Source organism: Bacteroidales bacterium, from assembly GCA_035342335.1.
Lineage (GTDB): Bacteria > Bacteroidota > Bacteroidia > Bacteroidales > JAGONC01 > JAGONC01.
Map to the genome: position 1 here is coordinate 134,178 of DAOQWY010000006.1, position 24,253 is coordinate 158,430.

General features: G+C 49.2%; 20 protein-coding genes. 13 read left to right on the forward strand and 7 right to left on the reverse strand.

The window, feature by feature from the left end; all coding sequences use genetic code 11:
* Positions 1-36: 36 nt before the first annotated feature.
* The gene (locus PKI34_04945; GenBank protein ID HNS17152.1) at positions 37-3,162 is read left to right on the forward strand and encodes an efflux RND transporter permease subunit; all 3,126 of its coding nucleotides are present in this window, start codon (positions 37-39) and stop codon (positions 3,160-3,162) included.
* A gap of 39 nt (positions 3,163-3,201) precedes the next feature.
* On the forward strand, positions 3,202-3,495 hold the full coding sequence (locus PKI34_04950) for a hypothetical protein (protein ID HNS17153.1): 294 nt from the start codon (positions 3,202-3,204) through the stop codon (positions 3,493-3,495).
* Between the two features lie 166 nt (positions 3,496-3,661).
* Here the strand turns inward: PKI34_04950 and PKI34_04955 are convergent, their stop codons facing one another.
* Positions 3,662-4,069 (reverse strand): hypothetical protein, encoded by a 408-nt coding sequence (locus PKI34_04955; GenBank protein ID HNS17154.1) that lies wholly within the window; start codon positions 4,067-4,069, stop codon positions 3,662-3,664.
* A 322-nt stretch (positions 4,070-4,391) separates the two neighbouring features.
* Between PKI34_04955 and PKI34_04960 the strand changes: the two genes are divergently transcribed.
* Positions 4,392-4,628 carry a hypothetical protein gene (locus tag PKI34_04960; protein HNS17155.1) on the forward strand — a complete coding sequence of 79 codons (237 nt, stop codon included), beginning with the start codon at positions 4,392-4,394 and terminating at the stop codon, positions 4,626-4,628.
* Positions 4,629-4,632: 4 nt separating this feature from the next.
* Positions 4,633-5,247, forward strand: a complete 615-nt coding sequence (locus PKI34_04965) for a hypothetical protein (protein ID HNS17156.1) — start codon at positions 4,633-4,635, stop codon at positions 5,245-5,247.
* Positions 5,248-5,254: 7 nt separating this feature from the next.
* On the opposite strand, the gene PKI34_04970 is transcribed toward PKI34_04965, so the two are convergent.
* Complete coding sequence (locus tag PKI34_04970) at positions 5,255-6,625, reverse strand: thioredoxin-like domain-containing protein (protein ID HNS17157.1); 1,371 nt, start codon at positions 6,623-6,625, stop codon at positions 5,255-5,257.
* A gap of 132 nt (positions 6,626-6,757) precedes the next feature.
* Here PKI34_04970 and PKI34_04975 point away from each other — a divergent pair, with 132 nt between their 5' ends.
* Positions 6,758-7,210, forward strand: a complete 453-nt coding sequence (locus PKI34_04975) for a DUF2147 domain-containing protein (GenBank protein ID HNS17158.1) — start codon at positions 6,758-6,760, stop codon at positions 7,208-7,210.
* Between the two features lie 30 nt (positions 7,211-7,240).
* On the opposite strand, the gene PKI34_04980 is transcribed toward PKI34_04975, so the two are convergent.
* Positions 7,241-8,668 (reverse strand): DUF5723 family protein, encoded by a 1,428-nt coding sequence (locus tag PKI34_04980; protein HNS17159.1) that lies wholly within the window; start codon positions 8,666-8,668, stop codon positions 7,241-7,243.
* A gap of 423 nt (positions 8,669-9,091) precedes the next feature.
* Here PKI34_04980 and PKI34_04985 point away from each other — a divergent pair, with 423 nt between their 5' ends.
* Positions 9,092-10,543: a transporter substrate-binding domain-containing protein gene (locus tag PKI34_04985; protein HNS17160.1), complete on the forward strand. Its 1,452-nt coding sequence runs from the start codon at positions 9,092-9,094 to the stop codon at positions 10,541-10,543.
* A 77-nt stretch (positions 10,544-10,620) separates the two neighbouring features.
* Positions 10,621-11,913, forward strand: a complete 1,293-nt coding sequence (gene tyrS, locus PKI34_04990; GenBank protein ID HNS17161.1) for a tyrosine--tRNA ligase — start codon at positions 10,621-10,623, stop codon at positions 11,911-11,913.
* Between the two features lie 200 nt (positions 11,914-12,113).
* Here tyrS and cysS read toward each other — a convergent pair whose 3' ends face one another.
* A complete protein-coding gene (gene cysS / locus PKI34_04995) occupies positions 12,114-13,586 on the reverse strand; it encodes a cysteine--tRNA ligase (protein HNS17162.1) in 1,473 nt (490 codons plus the stop codon).
* Between the two features lie 152 nt (positions 13,587-13,738).
* Between cysS and PKI34_05000 the strand changes: the two genes are divergently transcribed.
* Positions 13,739-14,104, forward strand: a complete 366-nt coding sequence (locus tag PKI34_05000) for a four helix bundle protein (protein HNS17163.1) — start codon at positions 13,739-13,741, stop codon at positions 14,102-14,104.
* Positions 14,105-14,219: 115 nt separating this feature from the next.
* Here the strand turns inward: PKI34_05000 and PKI34_05005 are convergent, their stop codons facing one another.
* Together PKI34_05005 and PKI34_05010 are read right to left on the reverse strand one after the other, a co-directional pair.
* Positions 14,220-15,458 carry a glycine C-acetyltransferase gene (locus PKI34_05005; GenBank protein ID HNS17164.1) on the reverse strand — a complete coding sequence of 413 codons (1,239 nt, stop codon included), beginning with the start codon at positions 15,456-15,458 and terminating at the stop codon, positions 14,220-14,222.
* A gap of 74 nt (positions 15,459-15,532) precedes the next feature.
* The gene (locus PKI34_05010) at positions 15,533-16,654 is read right to left on the reverse strand and encodes a GNAT family N-acetyltransferase (protein ID HNS17165.1); all 1,122 of its coding nucleotides are present in this window, start codon (positions 16,652-16,654) and stop codon (positions 15,533-15,535) included.
* Between the two features lie 136 nt (positions 16,655-16,790).
* Between PKI34_05010 and PKI34_05015 the strand changes: the two genes are divergently transcribed.
* The 5 genes from PKI34_05015 to PKI34_05035 all read left to right on the forward strand — a co-directional run bounded on the left by PKI34_05015 (position 16,791) and on the right by PKI34_05035 (position 21,900).
* The gene (locus PKI34_05015; GenBank protein HNS17166.1) at positions 16,791-17,756 is read left to right on the forward strand and encodes an NAD-dependent epimerase/dehydratase family protein; all 966 of its coding nucleotides are present in this window, start codon (positions 16,791-16,793) and stop codon (positions 17,754-17,756) included.
* Positions 17,757-17,809: 53 nt separating this feature from the next.
* The gene (locus PKI34_05020) at positions 17,810-18,493 is read left to right on the forward strand and encodes a response regulator transcription factor (GenBank protein HNS17167.1); all 684 of its coding nucleotides are present in this window, start codon (positions 17,810-17,812) and stop codon (positions 18,491-18,493) included.
* A 6-nt stretch (positions 18,494-18,499) separates the two neighbouring features.
* Positions 18,500-19,552 (forward strand): ATP-binding protein, encoded by a 1,053-nt coding sequence (locus tag PKI34_05025; protein ID HNS17168.1) that lies wholly within the window; start codon positions 18,500-18,502, stop codon positions 19,550-19,552.
* An 86-nt stretch (positions 19,553-19,638) separates the two neighbouring features.
* Entirely contained in the window at positions 19,639-20,733 is a 1,095-nt protein-coding gene (gene mnmA / locus PKI34_05030) for a tRNA 2-thiouridine(34) synthase MnmA (protein HNS17169.1), read from the forward strand.
* Positions 20,734-20,754: 21 nt separating this feature from the next.
* Positions 20,755-21,900 carry an iron-containing alcohol dehydrogenase gene (locus tag PKI34_05035; protein ID HNS17170.1) on the forward strand — a complete coding sequence of 382 codons (1,146 nt, stop codon included), beginning with the start codon at positions 20,755-20,757 and terminating at the stop codon, positions 21,898-21,900.
* Between the two features lie 75 nt (positions 21,901-21,975).
* Here PKI34_05035 and PKI34_05040 read toward each other — a convergent pair whose 3' ends face one another.
* Positions 21,976-24,174, reverse strand: coding sequence for an elongation factor G (locus PKI34_05040; GenBank protein HNS17171.1), 2,199 nt, complete (start codon positions 24,172-24,174; stop codon positions 21,976-21,978).
* Positions 24,175-24,253: the final 79 nt, after the last annotated feature.

Sequence of the window (24,253 nt, forward strand, 5' to 3'; positions counted from 1 at the left end):
GAATGGAACGGTTTATCAACGTTTAAGAGCATACGTATGAGTATCTATAAAAGTGCTGTCAATAAGCCCATTACAACGATCATGATCTTCATAGCGGTGGTGGTGCTGGGTCTGTTCTCCCTCAGGAATATCCCCATCGACCTTTACCCGGAAATGGAGCCGCCGTTCATCAGTGTCATGACCACCTATGCCGGTGCCAATGCGGCGGATATCGAGACCAATGTGACCAAGCCCATCGAGGATGCCATGAATTCAGTGGATAACCTGAAGGAAGTCACTTCCCTGTCGTATGATAACCTTTCACTGGTCAGCATGGAATTCGAATGGGGCACCAACCTCGACGAGGTAATGAACGATGTGAGGTCGGTCATTGATGGAACGTACAACTACCTGCCTGAGGGATGTGAACGGCCTTCGGTCTTTAAGTTCAGCACCAGCATGATGCCGATCCTTTTCTATGCCATCACGGCCGAGGAGAGTTATCCGGGACTGGAGAAGATCATTGAGGAGAAACTGGTCAATCCTCTGAACCGGATCGAAGGGATCGGCTCAGTGTCTACCATGGGCGGGCCGAAAAGGATCATTTATGTGGACGTTGACCCTAAAAAACTGGACGCATATGCACTTTCTCTGGAACAGATCGGAAGCATGATCAGCGCTGAAAACCTCAACATGCCTTCCGGGAACGTGAAAATGGGGCAGTTCGATTATCAGTTGCGCGTGGAAGGGGAGTTTTCGGAAAGTGATCAGCTGAAGGGGATCATTGTCTCCCAGGTTGCCGGAAAGCCAATCTATCTGAAAGATATTGCCGTTGTAAGTGACACCCTCAAGTACGGATATATCGATGAAAGCATCAACGGCAAGAAAGGGATGCGAATGATTGTCCAGAAGCAATCCGGGGCCAATACGGTGAAGATAGCCAGGGATGTCAATAAAATGCTAAAAGAGCTAACCATCGGGCTTCCACCCGACATTACCATTGAGCCGATCATGGATACGTCGGATTTTATCCGCGGTTCGATCGACAACCTGTCTCAAACATTGATGTGGGCGTTCCTGTTTGTGATCCTGGTCGTGCTGTTTTTTCTGGGACGATGGAGGGCCACTGTGATCATCATCCTTACCATTCCCATCTCCCTGGTGGTTTCCTTCATCTATCTGTATTTTACAGGAAGCTCCCTTAACGTGATATCCCTTTCATCCTTGTCCATTGCCATCGGGATGGTAGTGGATGATGCGATCGTTGTCCTTGAGAACATCACCAGGCACATCGAGCGGGGAAGCAGTCCGCGGGAGGCAGCCATCTATGCAACCAATGAAGTTTGGCTGGCCGTCATCATCACCACCCTGGTGATCGTTGCCGTATTCATGCCGCTGACACTGGTGGGAGGGATGACGGGGGTGATGTTCAACGAACTCGGCTGGATCGTGACCATCACCATTGTCACTTCCACCCTGGTGGCCATCACCCTGACACCCGTACTGTCGTCCAGGCTGCTGAAGATGAGGCTGCCAAAGGAAAAGGTCATGAACAGGGCGTACGACAGGACGATCAGGGTCTTTCTTGATAAGCTGGATGCATTTTACGAGAATACGATCAGGTGGGCACTGCACCATAAAAGTTTTGTTGTTGCGATAAGCATTTTGGTATTCGTGGGCAGTCTGATCCTTGGGGCATTTTTTGTCAAAACGGATTTTTTCCCGGAAAGCGACGAGAGCAGCATGACGGTAGCCCTCGAAATGCAAACAGGGCTCAGGATGGAGGAATCCCTGAAAACGGCCCGCAAGGTGGAACAGATCATCCGCGACCGGTATCCCGAGATCATTTTGGTCTCCAATTCCACGGGGGCCGACGATGAAGGCAGTTTCTTTTCCCTGTTCATGGCTACCGGATCGAACCGGACAAACCTGATGATGAGGCTGGTTCCTGTCGATGAACGATCCCGCTCCGTGTTTGAGGTTGCTGATGACCTTCGGAACCAGCTCGATCAGATCGCGGAGATCGTAACATATCAGGTTTCAACTTCCAGTTCCATGTTTGGCGGCAGTACCAATACGGTTGATATCGAAATTTTTGGATACGATTTCAATCAAACCAATCAGCTTGCCGATGAGATCAGGAACCGTGTAGCCACCATAGCAGGCGCCAAGGAAATCACCTTGAGCCGCGAGAAGGACAGACCTGAACTTCAGGTGGTGCTGGACCGCGAAAAGATGGCCCTGAAAGGACTCAACAGCGCCATGGTTTCCACCTATATCCGCAACCGGGTGGATGGGTTGACGGCTTCTGTGTTCAGGGAAGAGGGGGATGAATATGACATTGATGTTCGCTTTGAGGAAGATTACAGAAATTCAATCACGGACCTGCAGGAGATCACGATCATCAATCCATCCGGGGATAAGATCAAATTGAGCGAGCTGGGTGAAGTGAAGGAATACTGGTCGCCACCCAACATCGAACACAAGCGGAGGGAAAGGATCGCGAAAGTTTCCGTCAAGCCTGTCGGCATATCCCTGGGCGAACTGGCCACCAGGATCAGGGAAGAAATGAAAGACGTGCAGGTTCCGCCGGAAATCATGATCAACATTGGCGGAGCCTATGAAGATCAGATGGAGGGGTTCCAGGATATCGGGTTGCTGATGATCGTAAGCCTCATCCTGGTCTTTATCGTCATGGCATCGCAGTTTGAGTCGTTTGCGATGCCTTTTGTGATCATGTTCTCCATTCCATTTGCCTTCACCGGTGTTGTGCTAAGCCTGTTCCTGACCGGCACCACCTTAAGCCTGATCGCAGCCTTGGGGGCCGTGCTGCTGATCGGCATCGTGGTGAAGAACGGCATCGTGCTGGTCGACTTCATCAACCTGATGCGCGACAGGGGTAACGAGTTGTATCAGGCCATTCAGAAGGCAGGCCGTTCACGTTTACGCCCGGTTTTGATGACGGCAGGAACGACCATGCTGGGTATGTTTCCCCTGGCCCTGAGCCGGGGCGAAGGATCCGAGATCTGGTCGCCAATGGGTATCACGGTGATCGGAGGATTGGTGTTTTCCACGGTCGTCACCATGGTCATTGTCCCGGTGATGTATGCCATCCTGGCACGCCGCGGCGAGCGCGACAAAAAGATGAAGCTCCGCAAACGCTTCGTATTCCTCGATCAATAAAAAAATGTAATTGTCTGTAAGTCATAAAGTATGGTAGTTATGAAAGCGGTTTTTATCATATTCAATCAGGCCCATACCGAAAGGGTGGAGTATGTGTTCGATCGTCTGGGGATCAGGGGTTACACCTGGTGGCCGGAGGTTCAGGGCAGAGGAAGCGAAACGGGTGAACCCCGAATGGGAACCCATACCTGGCCGGAAATGAATTCGGCCGCCCTGACCATCATTCCCGATGAACAGGTGGAGGAGCTTCTGACAGATATCCGGAAACTGGATGAGGTGAACCTGGAGGTGGGGATACGGACGTTTGTATGGGATATACTCAAAACAGTGTGATAGCTATCACACTGTTTTGAGATATCAGATTAACCGATTAACGGATACCTGATTTTTGATGTAGTTGGGATTTTAGGTATAAAGGATTTGATGGCCGGATGTCTTCCAGATCATGTTAGTTGTTCATCAGCATCTCTTATCCAGCCAAACCCCAGAAACCCCAGGTTTATTTCTTCTTAGGGATAGGATTAATGACCATGACCTCATCGCTCCCTGTGAAGGTTCCTCCAATCGTTTTAACCCCTTCCAACGTCAGTGTATTGTAATCACCTATGTTGAGTCCTGGTATTCCGATGATACTTCCAATAACGAACTTGGCCACAAAATTTCCCTGGTTATCCACTTTTGACCATTCGATTGCGATTCCATTAAGAGTTACAGAGCTCTCCAGAACGAGGCCGTAAGCAATGTCGGTATGAACTGTCACCCATTCGCCCTGATTCTGAAGGTTTAACGTACTCGGGGAAACCTGAATATCGATGATTTCCTGGGAATAAACGCTGAACGGCAGTGAAAGAAGCAAACCCATTACAAGAACAGTCAGGCCCGTTTTGAATACAGATAGTGTTTTCATTTTTGTACTTTTTAAATTATTACTGATTCCGATGAAATCTGCTGGGCGAATTACTTTTAGTAAGTGCCAAAGATATATAGGAATATTTACATTTTGTTACATTATTACCGGAAAGGGTTATAAGATTTAGCATTATGGTCAACCATCATCACACCCGATGTTCATCCTGTTGACAAATAATGCCTGTGTTTTTCAGCTCATTGGATAATAAGATGTATTTTTATGACGTCAATGAAATCTTTTCATTGGAACAGAATCAAGCACTCATCAATCAGTCCCTGACGGGAAGGGGATAGGGAATGTTCAATCAAAAACCACACACATGAAAATGTTCAACACTTGGATCGCTGTGTCATTTTCACTGGCGGTCCTCGCAGGATGCGCAGGAAATCCTGACAGTAAAACCGGTCCCCAGGATGAAGGGACAGTCACAGAACAGGTATCCCAAGACCTGGAGGCAACGCTCGATTCGGTGACAGTCGCCATCGACAGTGCCACACAGGCCATTGAGGAATCTTCACAGGAACTGGATCAATTATTAAATGATTTAAATGAGTAAGAAAATGAAAAGAATCAGCTTAAATCCGCTGTGGTATATGGTCATCGTATGTCTTCTGGCATCCTTCAGCGGGGGTACCTATGCCCAGACAAAGACAACGGCCGTTCCGGCCAGGGAAACAACAACGCAGCAGAAACCCAGGCTTCAGGTGGACACTGTCAAGCCAAAACCGGATGTCAAACCTGCACCGGGAGTCCAGAAAGACAAAATGCCCGCACAAAAGGAATCCACGGATGTACAGGGTGAAAAACAGGAGTCTCCCGGAAACAAGCAGTACCAGCATCGCGTTGAAAAAGAGCCCCAGGGAAATGCCTATGGAAAAAACAAGGGCGACCTTCAGGGAAAGGAGTTCGGACAGCAGAGGGCTGAAGAGGCAAGGTTGAACCGTGATGTCAAGGGTAAAGAACTGGATGAGAAGATCGTTCAGGGCGAAGCAAAGGCGAAAGAGGCAAGGGAAAGAATAGAACGGGCCAAAGCTCAGCTGGAAAAAGACAAGAAAGAGGGTAAAATCACCGAGCAGATCTATCAGGAGCGGAAAGAAAGGATCTCAAAAGCCGAGCAGGCACTCAGCAATCTGGAATTCAGCATCCAGAAAGGCAAGACAGTGACAGCGAGATAATTCTGAATCAGAAATTAAAAACCCTGGTCAGTTCATTCTGTAGCTCCCTGAGCGTAATGGGCTTGGCAATGATGGTCTTGTTCTTGTCCAGCAGAAACATCGTGGGAGTGGCGTAAATATTGAAATTAACTGCCGGGGTGCTTCCCCATCCCTTCAGGTCACAACCGTTCATCCAGGGGAAGTTTCCTTCCCTGAGGGCTTTCACGTACGCTTCCTTGTCGTGGTCAATGGAGATGGCCAGCATTTCAAGGCGGGGACGGTATTTCTGGTAAACGTCCTTCAGCCGGGGCATCAGCTCCGAGCAGTGCTGACACCAGCTCGCCCAGAAAATGATCAGCAGGTAATCGTTTGAAAACTGCTGCAGATCGATCATTTTTCCGGTGGTATCCGGTATGGAAACTCCCGGTGCCGGCTTCCCCACCGACAGGTTCTGGTAATTTTTCAGCCGTTTCATCACTTCGCCATCAATGCTCTCATTTTCACATCCTTCCTCCACGGCATAGGTCGTGGAAATATGATCCAGCACCTTGTCGAAATGGTACTTTTCGAAACCTTTGACAAGGTATTCCAGCATAAAACGGTAAACGGCCTCACTGGCCATGGAAACTGTAAGCATCACATCCACCGCCTGGATGAATGCATTCTCCAGTTGTTCCTGGTTGAACTGCCGGTTCCCGTAAAGCGACATGTAATCGATGGCAAGATTGGTATAGACCGTGCTTCGGAGCAGCGTGGTATCGGTCATGTCAACGGACGACCAGTAGTTCGCACGAAGGTATTGCATGCGTTCTTCAGGCTTAAGATCTGCGTTCAGAAAGGGTCTTTTCTGAGCCTTGATCACACGGGCGACATAAAGGGCAGGAAAGTTCCATACGATGCTGTCGGCATAACGGTCAACATTTTTCTGGACAGCATGGTACCGGTCCCTGATTTCCTGATAAAAGGTGTCATCCCTTGGATAATAATCGATCAGTGTGGTGAGCAGATCCTGTTTGAGCCGGTTTTTACCAGCCTGTTCCAGAAAGTCATAATAGATCTGGTTCTCCCTGGATTGCAGGATCCTTAAACTATCGAGGGGCTCATTGAAATCAGTCCGGAAGCGTATGTCCTCATCATTAAGAATAAGATCCACGTAATGATCTTTTTTCAGGATGACCCGGTAGTAGCCGGGCAGATGGGATGCATTGACTGAAAATTTAAAACTGCCATTATCAGAAACAACGGCAGAATCAAAGATGTGCACCTGTTCCCCGTAAAAATAAGCCAGGAAAACCTTTGGCTCCTTCAGGTTCGTGACACTACCGCTGATTTCATGGGAGTTTTGTGCATAACCAGCCAGGACCGTCATCATCATCAGAAAAGCAAAGATTGGTTTCATAGCTTGCGGGATCGTGGTTGGACAAAAGTACAAAAAGTGAACAAAATCTTTCCTGAGAAAGGAAATTACCTGTACATCGGAGCAGGATGAACTAAACAATGTATCTTAGCACCCTAAACATCACTGGAACCCATGAACAAAGTCACTGTTTTTATTCTGTTTCTGGCAGGTATGCTTACAGGTAGTTTATCTGTGAGTGGCCAGGTTGTCAAGGCGAATGATATTCTTGGTTTCTGGCTGAACGAGGAGAAGGATGCAAGAATTGAAATAACCGTTACCAATGGCAGGTTTTTCGGAAAAATTGTCTGGCTGGAGGAGCCCAATGAAGACAACGGACTGCCCAAGGTGGATGAAGAGAATCCTGATCCTGCTCTGCAAAAACGCCCTATTATGGGACTTGAGATCCTGAAGGATTTTGTTTTTGATAAGGATGAGTGGAGCGGCGGGACGATCTACGATCCTGACAACGGGAAGACTTACAAGTGCACGGTCAAGAAAGGATCAGCCACGGTGCTGAACATCCGGGGCTATATTGGCAAAGAATGGATGGGGCTCGGCCGCACAACCGTCTGGACGCGTCCGTGACAAAGATATTCCAGGGATCTCTCCTGAATCCTACTTCTCTCCGAAGCTGAAACGCAGTAACCCGAAGCACAGGGCAACGGTTGGATCAGTATCGGAGAACCAGGTGATCATATCACCGGTTCCCAATCCCATTGACCAGGTTCTTTTTTCATTATTCACAGGAAAGAAGGTAACCCCCATGGGTATGTTTACGCCGAAATCTCCTTTTGAGACAAGGCCAAGCGATAGCTGGATCCAGGGAGCAGGATCATAATGGGTGCCCAGCCCGAAGACCACTGCATCATAATATCCGGGGACCTTGTCGCCGAGTGGCACATAAAGATCCACCCCCACCTCCAGCGCTTCCATGATCCGGTAGCTTGCACCTCCCCGAAGGTTCATGGGCAGCTTCACCGTTTTATTCTCCAACCCCGTCCATTCATTGGGATCATCAGGATGATTATCCGACACGATCAATTCCCCCTGCTCGAAGATATTATAGTTGTTCATCCCTTCTGTTTCAATGCTGTATACCCTGACATCATTACCTTCGTACACATTGCCGTCCCATTTGATGCTTCCGATATCATTCACGGCAATTCCAATTTTCAGGTTTTTATACCGGAAAGTGGTCCCGATATCGAAGCCAAACCCTGAGCCTACCTTTTTCATTCCGCTTCCCGAAACAGCTGATGGAGTTGGCGTGTCATAATCCACATCATAAATGGGGCTGAGGGCAGAAAAGGCCATCAGTTCCCCATTCTCATTTTGATAATACTGAACGCCGGCAAATCCCAGGAGGTATTTAACCGCAAAGCCTCCATACCAGGTTATATCATCGTCAATCTCGAGAAGTTTCCGTCCGTAACCGAGGTTGAACTCCCGGATGTGGAGAAGGTGCTGGTCGGTGCCCTTATAGACCGTTGAAGCATACTGTGAATTGGATGAGATCCCCTCGATGGTGTCTCCGTATTGATTCGTGATTTTCTGATCAAAATAGGGATCTCTCCAGCCCGTGAACAGGAAACTGGCAGCTTTTTCGTTCAAGGAGGAATTCCACATCAGCCGCTCCCTGATGTTGAAAGCGATACCGCCTATTTTCTCATCCTGATAGGAGAATCCGACCCACGTCCATGCTCCTATTCCGAGGAGCCGGGTATCTGTAAACTTTTTGGCAGCATCTTTCTTTCCCTGGTTATCTAACCAGTCCTCATCATTGAACAGGTCGTTGAAAACCTCCTTTCTTGTCAGAGGCTCAGAATAAATGGAAACGGTACCTTCACCAAGGCCAAGGTTCATTTTATGGTCGTTGCGTGTCCAGCCGAGATTGGCCGGATTGATGCCAAGACACTGGTAATCGGTCAGGAATGTCGTACTGTAGGCTCCCCCCGTTGCGGTGAAAGCACTGATTTCCGTTTGTGCCAGCAACGAACCGGCTGAAAGGATAAATACCGCACAGGTCATTAGAAGTTTTTTCATGGGATCATTTTTTTATGTTGGTTATTCGGTTTCAAATATAGGAAACAGTAAACATCATCTGGCACTTTTTTGTGAATAACGTGTTAAAATATACTGCAGAGCACCCAGGGATCCGTCCAGCATCCAAAAAATTTCAATCAATGCATACTGAGATATCAATCGCTGCGTTTTAGGGTCATTCAAATGAACTGCTGCCAGGAAATACCTCTACACGATTGTCCTTTCATCAAAAAATTGATTATCAATTTGTAACCTTCGTATTTTATAATTCGTAAAAATTATAGAAAAAAAGCTATCTTTGCAATCTTTTTCATTTTGAGTAAACTTATTGGTCTGATTATTGATAATGGAGGCCTCCCCGAATCTGAGGTCTTTTTTTGTCTAAAATCCTGATCAACAATATGTTAAACGAATTCTAACCGTATGCTACGCAGCAAAATTTTAGAATTTCTACGGGCGACTGTCTTATTTCTGGCCATTCTGGTGCTGTTTTCCTGTTCGAGTCCTCAGCGCAGCGAGCTGGCGAAGGACATGCGGACGGGAAATAATTCGTGGTTGATGGATCCTGTTCAGGGACGCGGTAAGTTGGTTGCCCTGACGAGTTACGGATCAACCAGTTATTTTAATTATCGTGGCCAGCCCTTGGGATATCAATATGACCTGTTGAGATCGTTCGCGGATTATCTGGGAGTGGAGCTTGAAATTGTAGTGAATAACAGTGTTGAGGGTGCTTTCACTGATCTGCTGGACGGTGACTGTGACCTGATCGCACAGGATCTGACGGTTACCTCAGCGCGAAAGCAAAGGGTGGATTTTTCAAATCCTTTCGGTCAAACCCGCCAGGTGCTGGTACAACGCAAACCCGATCACCGGAATATTCCAGGCTACCAGTCTGCAACAGAACAGGGCCTGGTCCGCAATCCTGCACATCTGGCCCACAAAACGATCCATATTCAGGCAAATACATTTCTGGTTGAGCAGCTACACCGCTTGCAGAGGGGTATAGGTGATACGATCTATATCGTAGTGGAGCCTGAGAAGACAGCCGAGGATCTCATCAAGATGGTGGCATCAGGCGAGATCAGTTATACCGTATGCGATGAACAGATCGCTTCCATCAATCGGCATTACTATCCGGATATTGACGTGGCCACTCCGGTGAGCTTCTACCAGAATGTAGCCTGGGCTGTACGAAAAGACTCCCCTGTTCTTCTGGATGCCATTAATTCTTGGCTTGAAGAAACTCGTCCTGACAGTGCCAATCAGTTGGTTAGCCGTAAATACTTCACTGCCCCGCTTAGGGCTCCTGTAAAGGAAAGCGTCAAACAGACGGCCTATCGGGGCATGATCTCTGTCTTTGACGACATTATCAAAGAACAAAGTGCACTGCTGAACTGGGACTGGAGACTCCTGGCGTCGCTGATCTACGAGGAATCAACGTTCAACCCTGTCGTGAGGTCAAGGAAAGGGGCATTTGGGCTGATGCAGATGATGCCGCAAACGATGGAAACATTCGGCATCGATACCACTTCTTCTCCCCAGGACCATATCGCTGCCGGCGTCAGGTTTCTTCAATGGCTGGATAAGCAGCTAAGGTACAGGGTACTGGATGATGATGAGCGCGTTAAGTTCGTACTGGCAGCCTATAATGTGGGCATTGCACATATTTATGACGCCATGCGGCTGGCCGAGAAATACGGCAGGGATCCGGCCGTATGGACCGATAATGTCGATTATTTCATCCTGAATAAATCCGATCCGTTCTTCTACACCGATTCTGTGGTCCAGTATGGCTACGCCAGGGGCGAAGAACCCTATCAGTTTGTCGGGGATGTTTTTGCACGTTACGACTATTACCGGGGGATCGGCCGTTAGGAGCTTCAAGCTTCAAGCTTAAACTTGCATCTTGCAGCTTAACCAATTCTTCCTATTTTTGCGCCAAAAACCAGTCTATGAACTTTATTGAGGAACTCCGCTGGAGGGGCATGATCCACGATCTGATGCCCGGAACGGAAGAACAATTGATCAAAGGGATGACCTCTGCGTATATCGGCTTTGATCCGACTGCCGATTCGCTTCATATCGGCAATTTATTGCCCATCATGCTGCTGTTGCATTTTCAGCGGTGCGGCCATAAACCGGTCGTCCTGGTGGGGGGTGCTACCGGAATGGTCGGAGATCCCTCCGGGAAAACGGAAGAACGCAAGCTCCTTTCCGCGGAGCAGATCACCTTCAACCTGAATGCCCAGAAGAAACAGCTGATGAAGTTTCTCGACTTTCAAACGGGAGAAAATAAAGCGGAAATCGTCAATAATTTCGACTGGTTCCGTGATTATACCTTTTTGGGTTTCATCCGCGATGTCGGTAAGCACATTACGGTGAATTATATGCTTTCGAAGGAATCGGTGAAGAAGCGGCTGGAATCCGGAATGTCGTTTACCGAATTCAGCTATCAGCTTGTGCAGGGCTATGATTTCTACTGGCTTTACAGGAATATGAACTGCAAACTTCAGATGGGCGGTTCGGACCAATGGGGGAACATTGTGACCGGTACCGAGTTGATACGCCGGATGTATTTTGATCTGGAGGGTAAGGAAGCGGAAGCGTTTGCACTGACCTGTCCACTGGTCACCAGATCCGACGGAAGTAAGTTCGGAAAAAGCGAAGGCGGGAATATCTGGCTGGATCCTGCAAAAACATCGCCCTATCTGTTTTACCAGTACTGGCTTAACCTCCCGGATGAGGATGCCACCCGTTTTATCAAATTATTCACCCTGTTGTCGCGGGAAGAGATCGACCTTCTGATCCAGCAGCATCAGCAGGCTCCTCATTTGCGGATCCTGCAAAAAGCACTGGCCAAAGACGTGACCATCCGGGTCCATTCCGTAGAGGACTACGAAATGGTGGTGGAGGCGTCGGCTATTTTGTTTGGACAGGGAACTACCGATATGCTCCTGCACCTTTCGGAGGAAATGTTACTTGCTGTTTTTGAGGGAGTTCCGCAGTCGGAGATCAGCCGGCAGGTTCTGGAAGAAGGTATCGGTATCGTGGAGTTCCTGACCGAACAAACCGGGATCTTTCCTTCCAAAGGAGAAGCCCGCCGGACCCTGAAGGAAAATGCCGTTTCCGTCAACAAAGAAAAAGCAACCGAGGAGTACATCATCGACGGCAGGTGTCTTCTGAACAACCGGTATATCCTGGTGCAGAAAGGGAAAAAGAACTATTTTCTGGTTAAAACAAAATAATATCAGATTAACCGATTAACCGATTAACCGATTAACCGATATTTGATTTGGGATTTGATGTACCCCTTCCCTGCACCCCTCCCCTGCCAGCAGGTGAGGGGACGGGGGAGGGGTAAATGGATAAATTCCCCAGGGCTTGCCCTGGGGTTCATACCAGTGATTTTGGGATTTAAATCAGATATCCGATATCGGTTAATCGGTTAATCTGATATCTGCTCCCACTCCGCACCGTCCTTCGTGTCTTTTACATTGATTTTTAGTCGTACCAGTTCATCACGGATCAGGTCGGCCAGCGCCCAGTCCTTTTTTTCGCGTGCCTTTGCCCTGAGCCGGAGCAGGGTATCCATCAGTTCGTTGACCAGTCCGGATTGCTGTTCCTGCTCCTCGCGTCTTAAGCCAAGTACATCAAAGATGAAGGTATGGAAGCTGTTCGTAAGGTGTGCAAGGTCTTCCCCGGAAATGGTTTCGGCACCTGTACCGATCAGGTTGACGGTGTGCAGTCCTTCATACAGCTGAGCAATGAGCACGGGGCTGTTGAAGTCATCGTTCATGGCTTCATAGCATTTTTCTTCCCATTCCCTGACTTTCACGGAGGAGTGCTCCGAGGATTTGATTTTTTCAAGCGCATCCAGGCCTGCAAAAAGCCGTTTCAGTCCCTTTCCTGCTGCCTGGAGGGCCTCGTTGGAGAAGTCGAGGGTACTGCGGTAATGGGCTTGCAGGACGAAAAAACGGATGGTCATGGGTGAGTAGGGCTGTGCCAGCAGGGGATGGTTACCGGTGAATACGTCGTCGAGGCTGATGGCATTTCCCAGTGATTTGCCCATTTTCTGACCGTTGAGGGTCACCATGTTGTTATGCAGCCAGATCCTGACATGTTCCTGTCCGTAGGCGGCCACGCTTTGGGCGATTTCTGATTCGTGGTGGGGGAAGATCAGGTCCATTCCGCCTCCGTGGATATCGAAGGGGATCCCGAGGTATTTGGCTCCCATCACGGAGCACTCCAGGTGCCAGCCCGGGAATCCGTCGCTCCAGGGTGACGGCCAGCGCATGATGTGTTCGGGACTGGCTTTTTTCCACAGGGCAAAGTCGGCCGGGAACCGCTTCTCTCCCTGCCCCTCCAGCTCCCTGGTATCCGTGATCAGGTCACTGATCCTCCTGCCCGACAATTTTCCGTAGTTATGTTTTTTGCTGTAGGCCTGAATGTCGAAATATACCGAACCGTTGACCACATAGGCAAATCCGTTCTTCAGGATCTGTTCGATGGTCTTGATCTGGTCGATGATGTGCCCGGATGCCACGGGCTCGATGCTCGGAGGAAGCGTGTTCAGCTGTTCCATGTTGTGATGGTAACAGTTCACATAGTGCTGTGCGACCTCCATCGGTTCAAGCTGTTCGAGCCGCGCCTTTTTGGCGATCTTATCCTCGCCTTCATCCAGGTCATGCTCCAGGTGTCCGACATCCGTAATGTTCCGCACATACCGGACCTTATACCCCAGGTGGAGCAGGTAGCGGTAGACCAGGTCGAAGGTGATGGCAGGGCGGGAGTGGCCCAGGTGTGCGTCGCCGTAAACCGTCGGCCCGCAGACATACATCCCGACACACGGAGGATTTTGCGGGATGAAGAGCTCCTTGCGGCGGGAGAGCGTGTTGTAGAGATAAAGCTTGGTTTCCATAGGTGCAAAAATAAGAAGATATCTGATAAACGATTAACCGATAGTTGATATCTGATTTATTTGGGAGGGATGATTGAATGATTTGGGTTTATAAAAAAATGAATTATTGGTGGTACGTTTAGGGGCATTGGAGGATTAACCAATAAAATGTGATGATGACACGACAGGAATTGGAGGAAAGACTGGTTGATTTTGCCGCATCGGTATATCAGGTTGCAAAACTATTGCCAAAGGAAAACGAAGGATATTACTATAAGGATCAGATCATCCGTTCATCCGCTTCGGTAGCTTTAAATTATGGTGAAGCTCTTAGTGCAGAGTCGAGCAAGGATTTTATCCATAAAATCAAAATACTCTTGAAGGAGCTACGAGAAACGCATATCGCATTAAGAATCATTAAAAGAATCCGGATATGCTCAAATGAAGAATTTCTGATAAAAACAATCAGGGAAACGAATGAACTGATTTCAATTTTTGTCAGAACAATCCAGACCGCTTATAAAAACCAACAAAAATGATATAAGATTAACCGATTAACCGATATCTGATATTTGATTTAAATCCAAAATCAAATCCAAAATCAAATCCAAAATCAAATATCGGTTAATCGGTTAATCGGTTAATCGGTTAATCTTATATCATCCCCAGTTCTTTCCCCACCTTCACAAACGCTGCAATGGCCTTGTCGATGTGTGCAATCTCGTGGCCGGCTGAGATCTGGACCCGGATCCGGTCCTTTCCCCTGGGGACCACCGGGAAGGAGAACGCCACCACATAGATCCCCTCGTCGAGCATTTTACTGGCAAAGGTCACGGCCAGCTTGGCGCTGTCGGGGTATTTGCCGAACATGATCGGGACGATGGGGTGTTCGCCGGGGATAATGTCGAACCCGGCTTCGGTCATTTTCTTCCGGAAATAGATGGTATTGGCTTCCAGTTTATCGCGCAGGGTGGTTGTGGAAGAAAGCATATCCAGCACCTGGATCGTACCGCGTACCACCGATGGGGCGACGGTATTGGAGAACAGGTACGGGCGTGCCTTGTTGCGCATCCAGGAAATGATTTCCTTGCTGCTGGAGATGCAACCGCCGGATGCTCCTCCGAGCGCTTTTCCGAACGTCGTGGTGATGATGTCGACCCGTCCCATGACCCCGTGGTACTCGTGGGTGCCGCGGCCGGTTTTTCCCATGAATCCGGAGCAATGGCTGTCGTCGACCATGACCAGTGCGTCGTATTTTTCAGCCAGATCGCAGATCTCTTTCAGGCGGGCCACATCCCCGTCCATGCTGAAGGCGCCGTCGGTGGCGATCAGGCGGAAACGGCAGCTCTGCGACTCCTTCAGGCAACGCTCCAGCCCCTTGGCCATTTTACCGGTGGCCGGATCCTCTTCTTCCACATCGCGCATATTGCTGTGCTTGTAAATCCAGCGCTGTGCCTTGCAAAGCCTGATCCCGTCGATGATGGAAGCATGGTTCAGCGCATCCGTAATGATCGCATCCTGCTCACCCAGCAGCGGTTCGAATACAGCCCCGTTGGCATCAAAGCAGGAGGAAAAAAGAATCGTGTCTTCCATCCCAAGAAACTCAGAGACTTTCCGTTCCAGCTCCTTGTGAATATCCTGGGTTCCACAAATGAAACGAACAGAAGACAATCCATATCCCCTGCTCTCAATACCGGAATGGGCAGCTTTGACCACCTCCGGATGGGAGGAGAGGCCCAGGTAGTTGTTGGCACAGAAGTTCAGGCACTTTTTGCCCTTGACGACGATTTCCGCACCCTGTTCGCTTTCAATGATCCGTTCATGCTTATATAAGCCGGCATCTTCAATTTTTGCCAGTTCTTCACGGAGATACTCCTTCATTTTTCCGTACATACGCTTATGTTTTAATGTTTTACTGTGAATTCGCTAACAGTGCGCAAAGATACAATTTTTTGCTTCTGGTGTCATTACAGCGGTTTAATATAACAACGTTTCCGCTTGTGCTGGATATGGTCATAGTTTTTCCAGTGCTGGATGGCATCGTGGTTGGTTTCAAGTATGCCGGTGGTCTCGGCATACTTTACCCCGTTTTCCAAAAGGATTGCCTGCAATTCATTGATGAGCAACGCCGATAATCCCATTTTCTGGTATTTGGGGTCGATCGCAGTCAGGAACAGATCGGCCACTTCCGGATTTTTAAAAGCTTTCCGCAGATGCAAGAAGCCGAAAGGAAACAGTTTCCCGTTAGCCTTCTGCATGGCCTCGGAAAGTGAAGGCACGGAAATGATGAATCCAAGCATGTTTTTATCCTTGTCCAGGATGATTTTGATGAACCTGGGATTCAGTACGTTCAGGTATTTGTTGATGTAATACCGTTTCATCTTGTCGTTCAGTGGCACAACGCTGAATAATTCTGCGAAAGCGACATTCAGCACATCGAATATCTGCAATCCGGCCCGCAGCATATCCTTTTTCGATCTCAGGCTCTGGACCGTAAGATTCTGCCGTGTTTTGATGACTTCGGCCAGCCGTCGGGCCTTTTCGGGAGTTTCCACAACCCTGAGCCTGAACTCGACCCAGTCGATGTGTTTCCGGTAGCCCAGCCGCTCGAGGTGTTCCTGATAATAAGGCAGGTGATAGACCGAGGCAACGGAAGGCAGATGATCAAATCCCTCCACCAGCATACCCTGCATGTCGAGGTTGGTGAATCCCAGCGGTCCGTAGACCTTGTTCATTCCTTTATCCTTCAGCCATTTTTCAGCCGTATGGAAGAGTAGATCGGTAACTTCCCGGTCATCAATGAACTCAGCACGGGTAAACCGTCCGGCATCTTCACCGGTCTTTTCATTATGCAGGTGATGGATGAGTGCGCCAAGACGCCCCACGCATTGACCGTCGCGCATGGCCAGCCAGAAAGCGGCGTCGCAAAATTCGAAGGCCGGATTATGTTCTTTTTGTAACGTCCTGATCTCATCCGCTATCAGTGGCGGTACCCAGAAAGGATTGTTGCGGTACAGCTGAAACGGAAACTTCACGAACGTGCGTCTGTCTGATTCGGATTGTACCTGGCGTATGGTCAGTACACTCATATTTTGGGATTATATCTGAATTTTGATATGAATTTGCGGACTTCGGGAACGTACTTATCTGAGCTATTTTTACGGTATGATAAAAGTAGTATCTTTGCGCTTCTGTTAATAAAATAACAAATAAATTTATTTTAATATGAGGCGAATATTGATCATTGGTTCGGTTGGACAGATCGGATCTGAGCTGACCATGCGTTTGAGGGAAATCTACGGAAACGACCATGTGGTTGCGGGATGGCGAAGCACGAAGCCTTCGGCCGAACTGGCAGAATCAGGTCCGCTGGAACGGGTGGATGCCACTGAGCCTGAGCGCATAGCGGAAGTGGTGAACAAGTACAGGATCGATACCATTTTCAATCTTGCTGCGCTGTTATCGGCTGTGGCAGAGCAGAAACCACAGGCCGCCTGGAACGTGGGTGTCAATGGCGTTTACAATGTACTGGAGGTGGCCAGGGAGAATGGATGTGCGGTGTTTTTCCCGAGTTCGATCGGAGCCTTCGGCCCGACGACACCGCTGGACAATACACCCCAGGATACGGTCCAGCGCCCGGGAACCATGTACGGGGTGACGAAAGTGGCAGGAGAGCTGCTGAGCGATTATTACTTCAAACGTTTTGGCGTGGATACCAGGGGGCTGCGTTTTCCGGGCATCATCTCCAACCTGACGCTTCCGGGCGGGGGAACCACCGACTACGCCGTGGAGATCTATTATGCTGCCATCAAAGAGAAGAAATTTACCTGCCCTCTGAAAAAGGGGACGTTTCTCGACATGATGTACATGCCCGATGCACTCGACGCCACCATACAGCTCATGGAGGCTGACCCGGCAAAACTGATCCATCGTAACGCCTTCAACGTGACCGCCATGAGCTTCGATCCGGAGATCATCTTCAATGCCATCAAAAAACGGATCCCGGAAATGACGATCGCATACGATGTTGATCCTGTCAAGCAAAGCATTGCCGAATCCTGGCCCAATAAAATGGACGATACTGCTGCCCGCCAGGAGTGGGGATGGAACCCGAAATGGAACCTGGAAGCGATGACGGATGACATGCTGAAGGTGATCGGTGAGAAATACAGAAAAGGAATCATTAAATAGGCAAAATCACCGGGGCTTGCAACCCGGATAACATACCAGTGATTACTTCACACATGAACAAAGAAGACATCACCATTCTCATTGTTGACGACGAAGAAGATATCCTGGAGTTTATCGGTTATAATCTCCGAAAGGAAGGATACCAGGTAATTACCGCCACAAACGGTCCCGAGGCGATCAGGCTGGCCGCTCAGCATCAGCCCGGATTGATCATCCTGGATATTATGATGCCGGGGATGGACGGGATCGAAACCTGCGAAAAATTACGCGAAAACCCTGATCTGAAAAATACGCTGATCACCTACTTCACCGCCCGTAACGAAGATTATTCCCAGATTGCCGGATATGAAGCCGGTGCGGATGATTATATCACCAAGCCCATTAAGCCGCGGCTGCTGATCAATAAAATTGCAGCGTTGCTCAGAAGGCTCGAACCAGGCGACAGGAAATCCTCCGTTATCGGGACCGGGGAGATGGTGATTGACCTTGAGAAGTACAAGGTGTTTTACAAGGGACAGCCATTTGTTTTGCCGAAGAAGGAGTTTGAAGTGCTAAGCCTGCTGGTGTCGAGGCCAAACCGTGTCTTTACAAGGGATGAAATCTACAACAAGGTCTGGGGAAATGACGTGCTGGTGGGAGAGCGGACCATTGATGTCTATATCAGAAAAATCCGTGAAAAACTATGTTCCCCCAACATTGTGACCATCAAGGGCGTGGGTTACAAGTATGAGGAATGATCAGGGATGAAGTCATCCAGGCCATATCATCATCTTCTTCTCGGTTCTGCTTCCGTTCTGTTGGGTTATGGCATTGTTTACGTAACCGTTTCACTTTTAATCGCCAGGCATTTTGACTGGATTCTGTTTGTTATTTCCGGGGCAGCTGTTTTTCTTACTGCCTTTGCTGTTTTTCATTCCATTCTGAAGATCACCATCCATGACCGGATCAAGCTCGTATACAAAACGATCCATAACCTCAAGCTTACCAGGGAAGAAAAAGGCATCAAGGTTAACCTGACGGAGGACCACATCGACAAAGTCAACCAGGAGGTGAGGGAATGGTCGTTGAAAAGAAAGGAGGAGCTTGATTTTCTAAGGAACCAGGAGGTTTACCGCCGGGAATTCATGGGAAATGTCTCCCACGAGCTGAAAACACCCATCTTTAGCATTCAGGGATATATTCTGACCCTGCTGGATGGGGCACTTGACGATCCGGAAGTCAACCGGTCCTATCTCCGGAAGGCCGAAAAAAACATCGAACGGATGATCAACATCATTGAAGACCTGGAGATCATTTCACAGCTTGAAACAGGGGAAGTGAAACTGGACTTCTCGCGGTTCAATATTGTGGCGCTGACCTGGGAAGCCTTTGAGCTTCTGGAGGAGAAAGCAAGACAGGGCGGAGTTCATTTTACGTTCCAGGATGGCGTCACAAGGGAAACAGAGATCTTTGTGACCGCAGACAGGGAAAAGATATCACACGTTCTGATGAACCTGCTTGACAATTCAATAAAATACGGAAAAGACGGCGGAAGGACCAAGGTGAGCTATTATGACATGGACGACAACATCCTGGTTGAAGTTTCGGACAATGGGATTGGCATCGAGGCCCGTCATCTGCCCAGACTCTTCGAGCGATTCTACAGGATCGATAAAAGCCGTTCCAGGAGCATCGGCGGTTCAGGTCTCGGACTAGCCATTGTCAAGCACATCATTGAATCACATACCCAGGTCGTCAATGTAAGGAGTGCACCCGGTGTGGGATCCACCTTTTCGTTCACCCTGAGGAAGGGGTGATCAGACTCGTCAGAGAGCCATGTTTTCTGTTTATTTTTGCAATTTGATACCTCTCCCGCAAGGGGGTGAGGTCATATACTTTCACCATGACCATTGCAGCACTTGTATCCGGAGGCGTCGACAGCTCGGTGATCATTCCAATGCTGAAAGAACAGGGATATGATCCGGTGATTTTCTATATCCGGATCGGTATGGAGGACAAGCCCGGATTCATGGACTGCCCTTCGGAAGAGGATATCGAGATCGTAACCTGGATAGCGCGGAAATATGGATGCCGGTTCGAGATCGCCGATCTGCACCGGGAGTACTGGGACAGGGTGGTGCAGTATACCGTTTCAGCGGTAAAGAAAGGCCTGACACCGAACCCTGACGTGATGTGCAACCGGTTCATCAAGTTCGGAAGTTTTGAAGACCGCTATGGGAAGGACTTTGATAAGATCGCTACGGGACACTATGCGGATGTCATCCTGGAGGATGGACTGTACTGGCTGCATACGGCAAAGGACCAGGTAAAGGACCAGACCTATTTCCTGGGCAGGATCACCTACCAGCAATTATCCAAAGCTATGTTTCCTCTGTCGGGAATGCTGAAGAGAGAGGTCAGGGAAATGGCTGCGAGGTTGCATTTGCCCAGTGCCAGCCGGCGCGACAGCCAGGGCATCTGTTTTCTGGGCAAGATCAATTACAACCAGTTCATCCGGCAGTTTACCGGTGAGCGGAAGGGCGCCATCGTGGAACTGGAAACCGGCCGGATCCTTGGACATCACAGCGGATACTGGTTTCATACCATCGGGCAGCGCAAAGGGCTCGGACTGAGCCAGGGACCCTGGTTCGTGGTGGGAAAGGACACGGACGAGAACATCCTGTACGTTTCGAAAGGATACGATCCTGATTCCCAGTACAGTACAGAGGTGTTTCTGGAAGATTTTCTTTTCATCACGGAGGATCCTTTTAAGGAACCCGGTGATGGTGCTGAGATCACCTTCAAGATCCGGCATACACCCGAATTTACCCGGGGCCGGTTATGGAAGGAGGGAGAGTGGTACAGGATCGAACCGGAGACCAGGATTGCCGGTGTGGCACCGGGCCAGTTCGGAGTTGTTTACGATGTAAGGAAGGGAAAGTGTTTAGGAAGTGGGGTCATAGCAAATCCCAAAATCCAGGCACCAGAAAAAATCTAAATCACAAAATTCAAAATCTCTATGGAAAATTTCGTAATCTATAATCCGACAAAACTGCATTTCGGAAAAGGGGTGATCAAAGGATTGGGCAAAGCAGTCAATGAGTTCGGAAGCAAAGTTTTATTGGTTTACGGTGGTGGATCCATTACCCGAAATGGAATCTATGATCAGGTTATGGATCAGTTGAGCACCGTAGGTGCGACAGTATGGAAGTATGGTGGCATCCGTCCCAATCCCGTTATTGAGGATGTGGATGCGGCAGCCGCAGCGGGAAGGGAGCATCGGGTGGATGTCATTGTGGCCGTGGGCGGGGGAAGCGTGATTGATTCCGGCAAAGTGATCTCGATCACGATCCCGTACAGCGGATCAGGCTGGGATTTTTATGCGAAACGCTATAAGCCGGTGACGGCGGTTCCCCTGATCGCTGTTTTGACCCTGGCAGCTACCGGGACAGAGATGAATCCGTTTGCCGTGGTGCAGAATCACGCCAAACGGCAGAAGCTGGGCGGGGGTGTTGATTTGATGTATCCCCGTCATTCCTTTCTGGATCCGGCCTATACGTATTCTGTTCCCAGGAACTATACGGCCTATGGCATTGCTGACCTGATGGCCCATTGCCTGGAGGCGTATTTTGATGACGGAGATGCGTCGCTGTCGGACCGGTTTGTATTTTCGATCCTGCAGGAGGCCATTGAATATGGTCCGTCGTTGCTGGATCATCTGGATGACTACGATCTTCGGGCGCGGATCATGTATGCTGCCACGGCGGCCCTGAATAAGATCATGACCATGAACGGCCGGAAGAATGCAGGCGACTGGGGCGTCCATGCCATCGGGCATGTGCTGTCGTTACTGTACGACATACCCCACGGTGCCACCCTGACGATCGGTTTTCCTGCCTGGTTAAAGCTTCACAAGGATCGGATTCCCGACAGGATTGCCTTTTTAGGCAAGAAAGTGTTTGGTGTGGCCACGCCGGAGGCAACCATTGCTGAGCTTGAAGCGTTCTTCACTTCGCTTGGCTGCCCGGTCAGGCTGTCGCAGGTGGGCATCGGACCGGATAAAAAGAAGGAGATCCTTCAGGTGATGATCCATAACCAGGTAGGCGGGAATTATCATAAATTATCCGAGGAGGATTATTCAAGGCTCATTGCTCTTTGTATTTAAGATCAAATTATAAAGAGCAAAAATCAAAAATTCAATCAGAAATCAAATATCGATTAATCGTTCATCAGATATCTTTCACTCTTCCTCTTTCGCCTGTTCTTCGTATTCCTTCAGCAGTTTTTCCTGGATATCGGTGGGTACGGGAGCGTACTCCGCAAATTTCATGTTGTACGTCGCCCAGCCGCTGGTCAGGGAGCTCAGGGCTGTTGAGTAGCGGAGCATTTCTGCCAGGGGCACGCGGGCGCGGATGGTTCCGTGTTCCATCCCCATGATGACGGCGCGGCGGCCCTGGAGGTCGGTCATTACGTTACCCATCTTATCTTCGGGGACAATGACCTCCACATCGTAAACGGGTTCGAGGATCTTGGGGCCGGCTTCCTTGAAGGCCATGCTGAACGAAGCTTTTCCCGCCAGCTTGAACGAGATTTCATTCGAGTCGACAGGATGCATTTTCCCGTCATAGACACACACGCGGATGTCGCGGGCATAGGATCCTGTCAGCGGGCCTTCTTCCATGCGTTCCATGACACCTTTGAGCACGGCAGGCAGGAATCGCGCATCGATTGCACCTCCAACGATGCAGTTGTAGAATACCAGTTTGCCTCCCCAGTCAAGCGGAATTTCGTCCTTTCCCCTGACCGTGACAGCTACTTCGGTATCTCCTTTCTGAATGGAAAGCGGGGTGACCGAAGATTTACGCATGGTTTGCCTGACTTTATATTTGGATGGTTCAGGCATTCCTTCGGTGTGTGGTTCGATCACGATGCTGATCTCCCCGAACTGCCCAGCGCCTCCAGATTGTTTCTTATGCTGATAGGCGGCCTGCGCCACTTTGGTAATCGTCTCCCTGTAGGGGATTTTGGGCGCCATGAAGTTGATCGGGATCTTATACTGGTTCTCAAGATGCCATTTAACGATGTTCAGATGAAGTTCTCCCTGTCCTTCCATGATGAGCTGTCTCAGTTCCTTGTAATAACCGCCCTTCAGCGTGAGATCCACCTTCTTTAACTCATTCAGCGCCACACCCAGCTTTTCGTCGTCTGCCGAATTTTTGGCCTTGACTGCCGTTCTGAACTTGGGATCGGGAAGGGTGATCGGTTTAATGATATCGTCGGCATTCTGGGGAGAGTTGAGCGTTGTGTTCGTGGGTGTATTTTTAAGTTTGATGGTGGCGCCAATATCGCCGGCCATCAGCTTATCCACTTTTTCCCTGTTTTTCCCCTGGAAGGCAAACAGCTGGGAGAGCCGTTCCTTGGTGTTTGTATTGGCATTCACCATATCCATGGCTTCTGTGATCTCACCGCTGTAGACCTTAAAGAACGAAACCTCACCGAGATGGGGTTCGATAACGGTTTTAAAAATAAATGCGCTTGCGGGGTCACCCGGATTACAGGTGAGTGTCTTTTTGTCTTTGGTTTTCACCTGATGGATCTCGTTGGGGGCCGGGACATTCAGTGAAATGAAATCCAGCAGGCGCTCCACGCCCATGTTGTGCTTGGCATTGATGCAGAAAACCGGGAAGATGCCTCTGTTTTTTAGTCCGATCTGAAGACCTTTTTGCATCTCTTCTTCTGTCAGGGTTCCGTTTTCGAAGAAAGTTTCCATCAGGGATTCGTCGCTGGAAGCCAGATCTTCGATCAGTTTGCCCTGCAGTTCTTCCGCTTTTGCTTTTTCACTGTCGGGAATGTCAAGGATTTCAGGTTGTCCCCCGCCATCTTTGAATTTGAGCAGTTTCATTTTCAGCAGGTCGATCACCGAGTTGAATTCATGACCCGGATGCAGCGGGTACTGGCAGACCGTGATCCCTCCGCCATAGCGTTGTTTAAGCTGTGCAACGGTTTCATCGAAATTGGAATTCTCGTGTTCCAGGTGGTTGATGGCCAGGATGACCGGTTTGCTGAACTTCTCGGCCCATTTCCAGGTCACGACCGTTCCAACTTCCACACCCGTTTGCGCATTCACCACCATGATGGCGGTATCTGCGGGGACAAGGGAGGTGACCACCTCGCCAACGAAATCATCAAAACCGGGCGTGTCCAGGATATTGATCTTTTTCCCGTTGTATTCCGTGAAAAGCACGGTGGCAAAGACCGAATTTTGTCTCTCCAGTTCAATTTCACGATAATCCGATACTGTATTCCTGTCCTCGATGCTACCCCTTCGGTTGATCTTCTGGCCTTCGAAAAGCATATCTTCAGCCAGGGTAGTTTTCCCGGATTTTGCTCCACCTATGATGGCGATGTTCCTGATTTCATTGGTTTGATAGACTTTCATTGCAAAAAACAGATTGATGATTTGATTACTTGATTTTCAAAAGGCTGCAAAATTATGAAAAAGGCGGGAATAAAAAAAC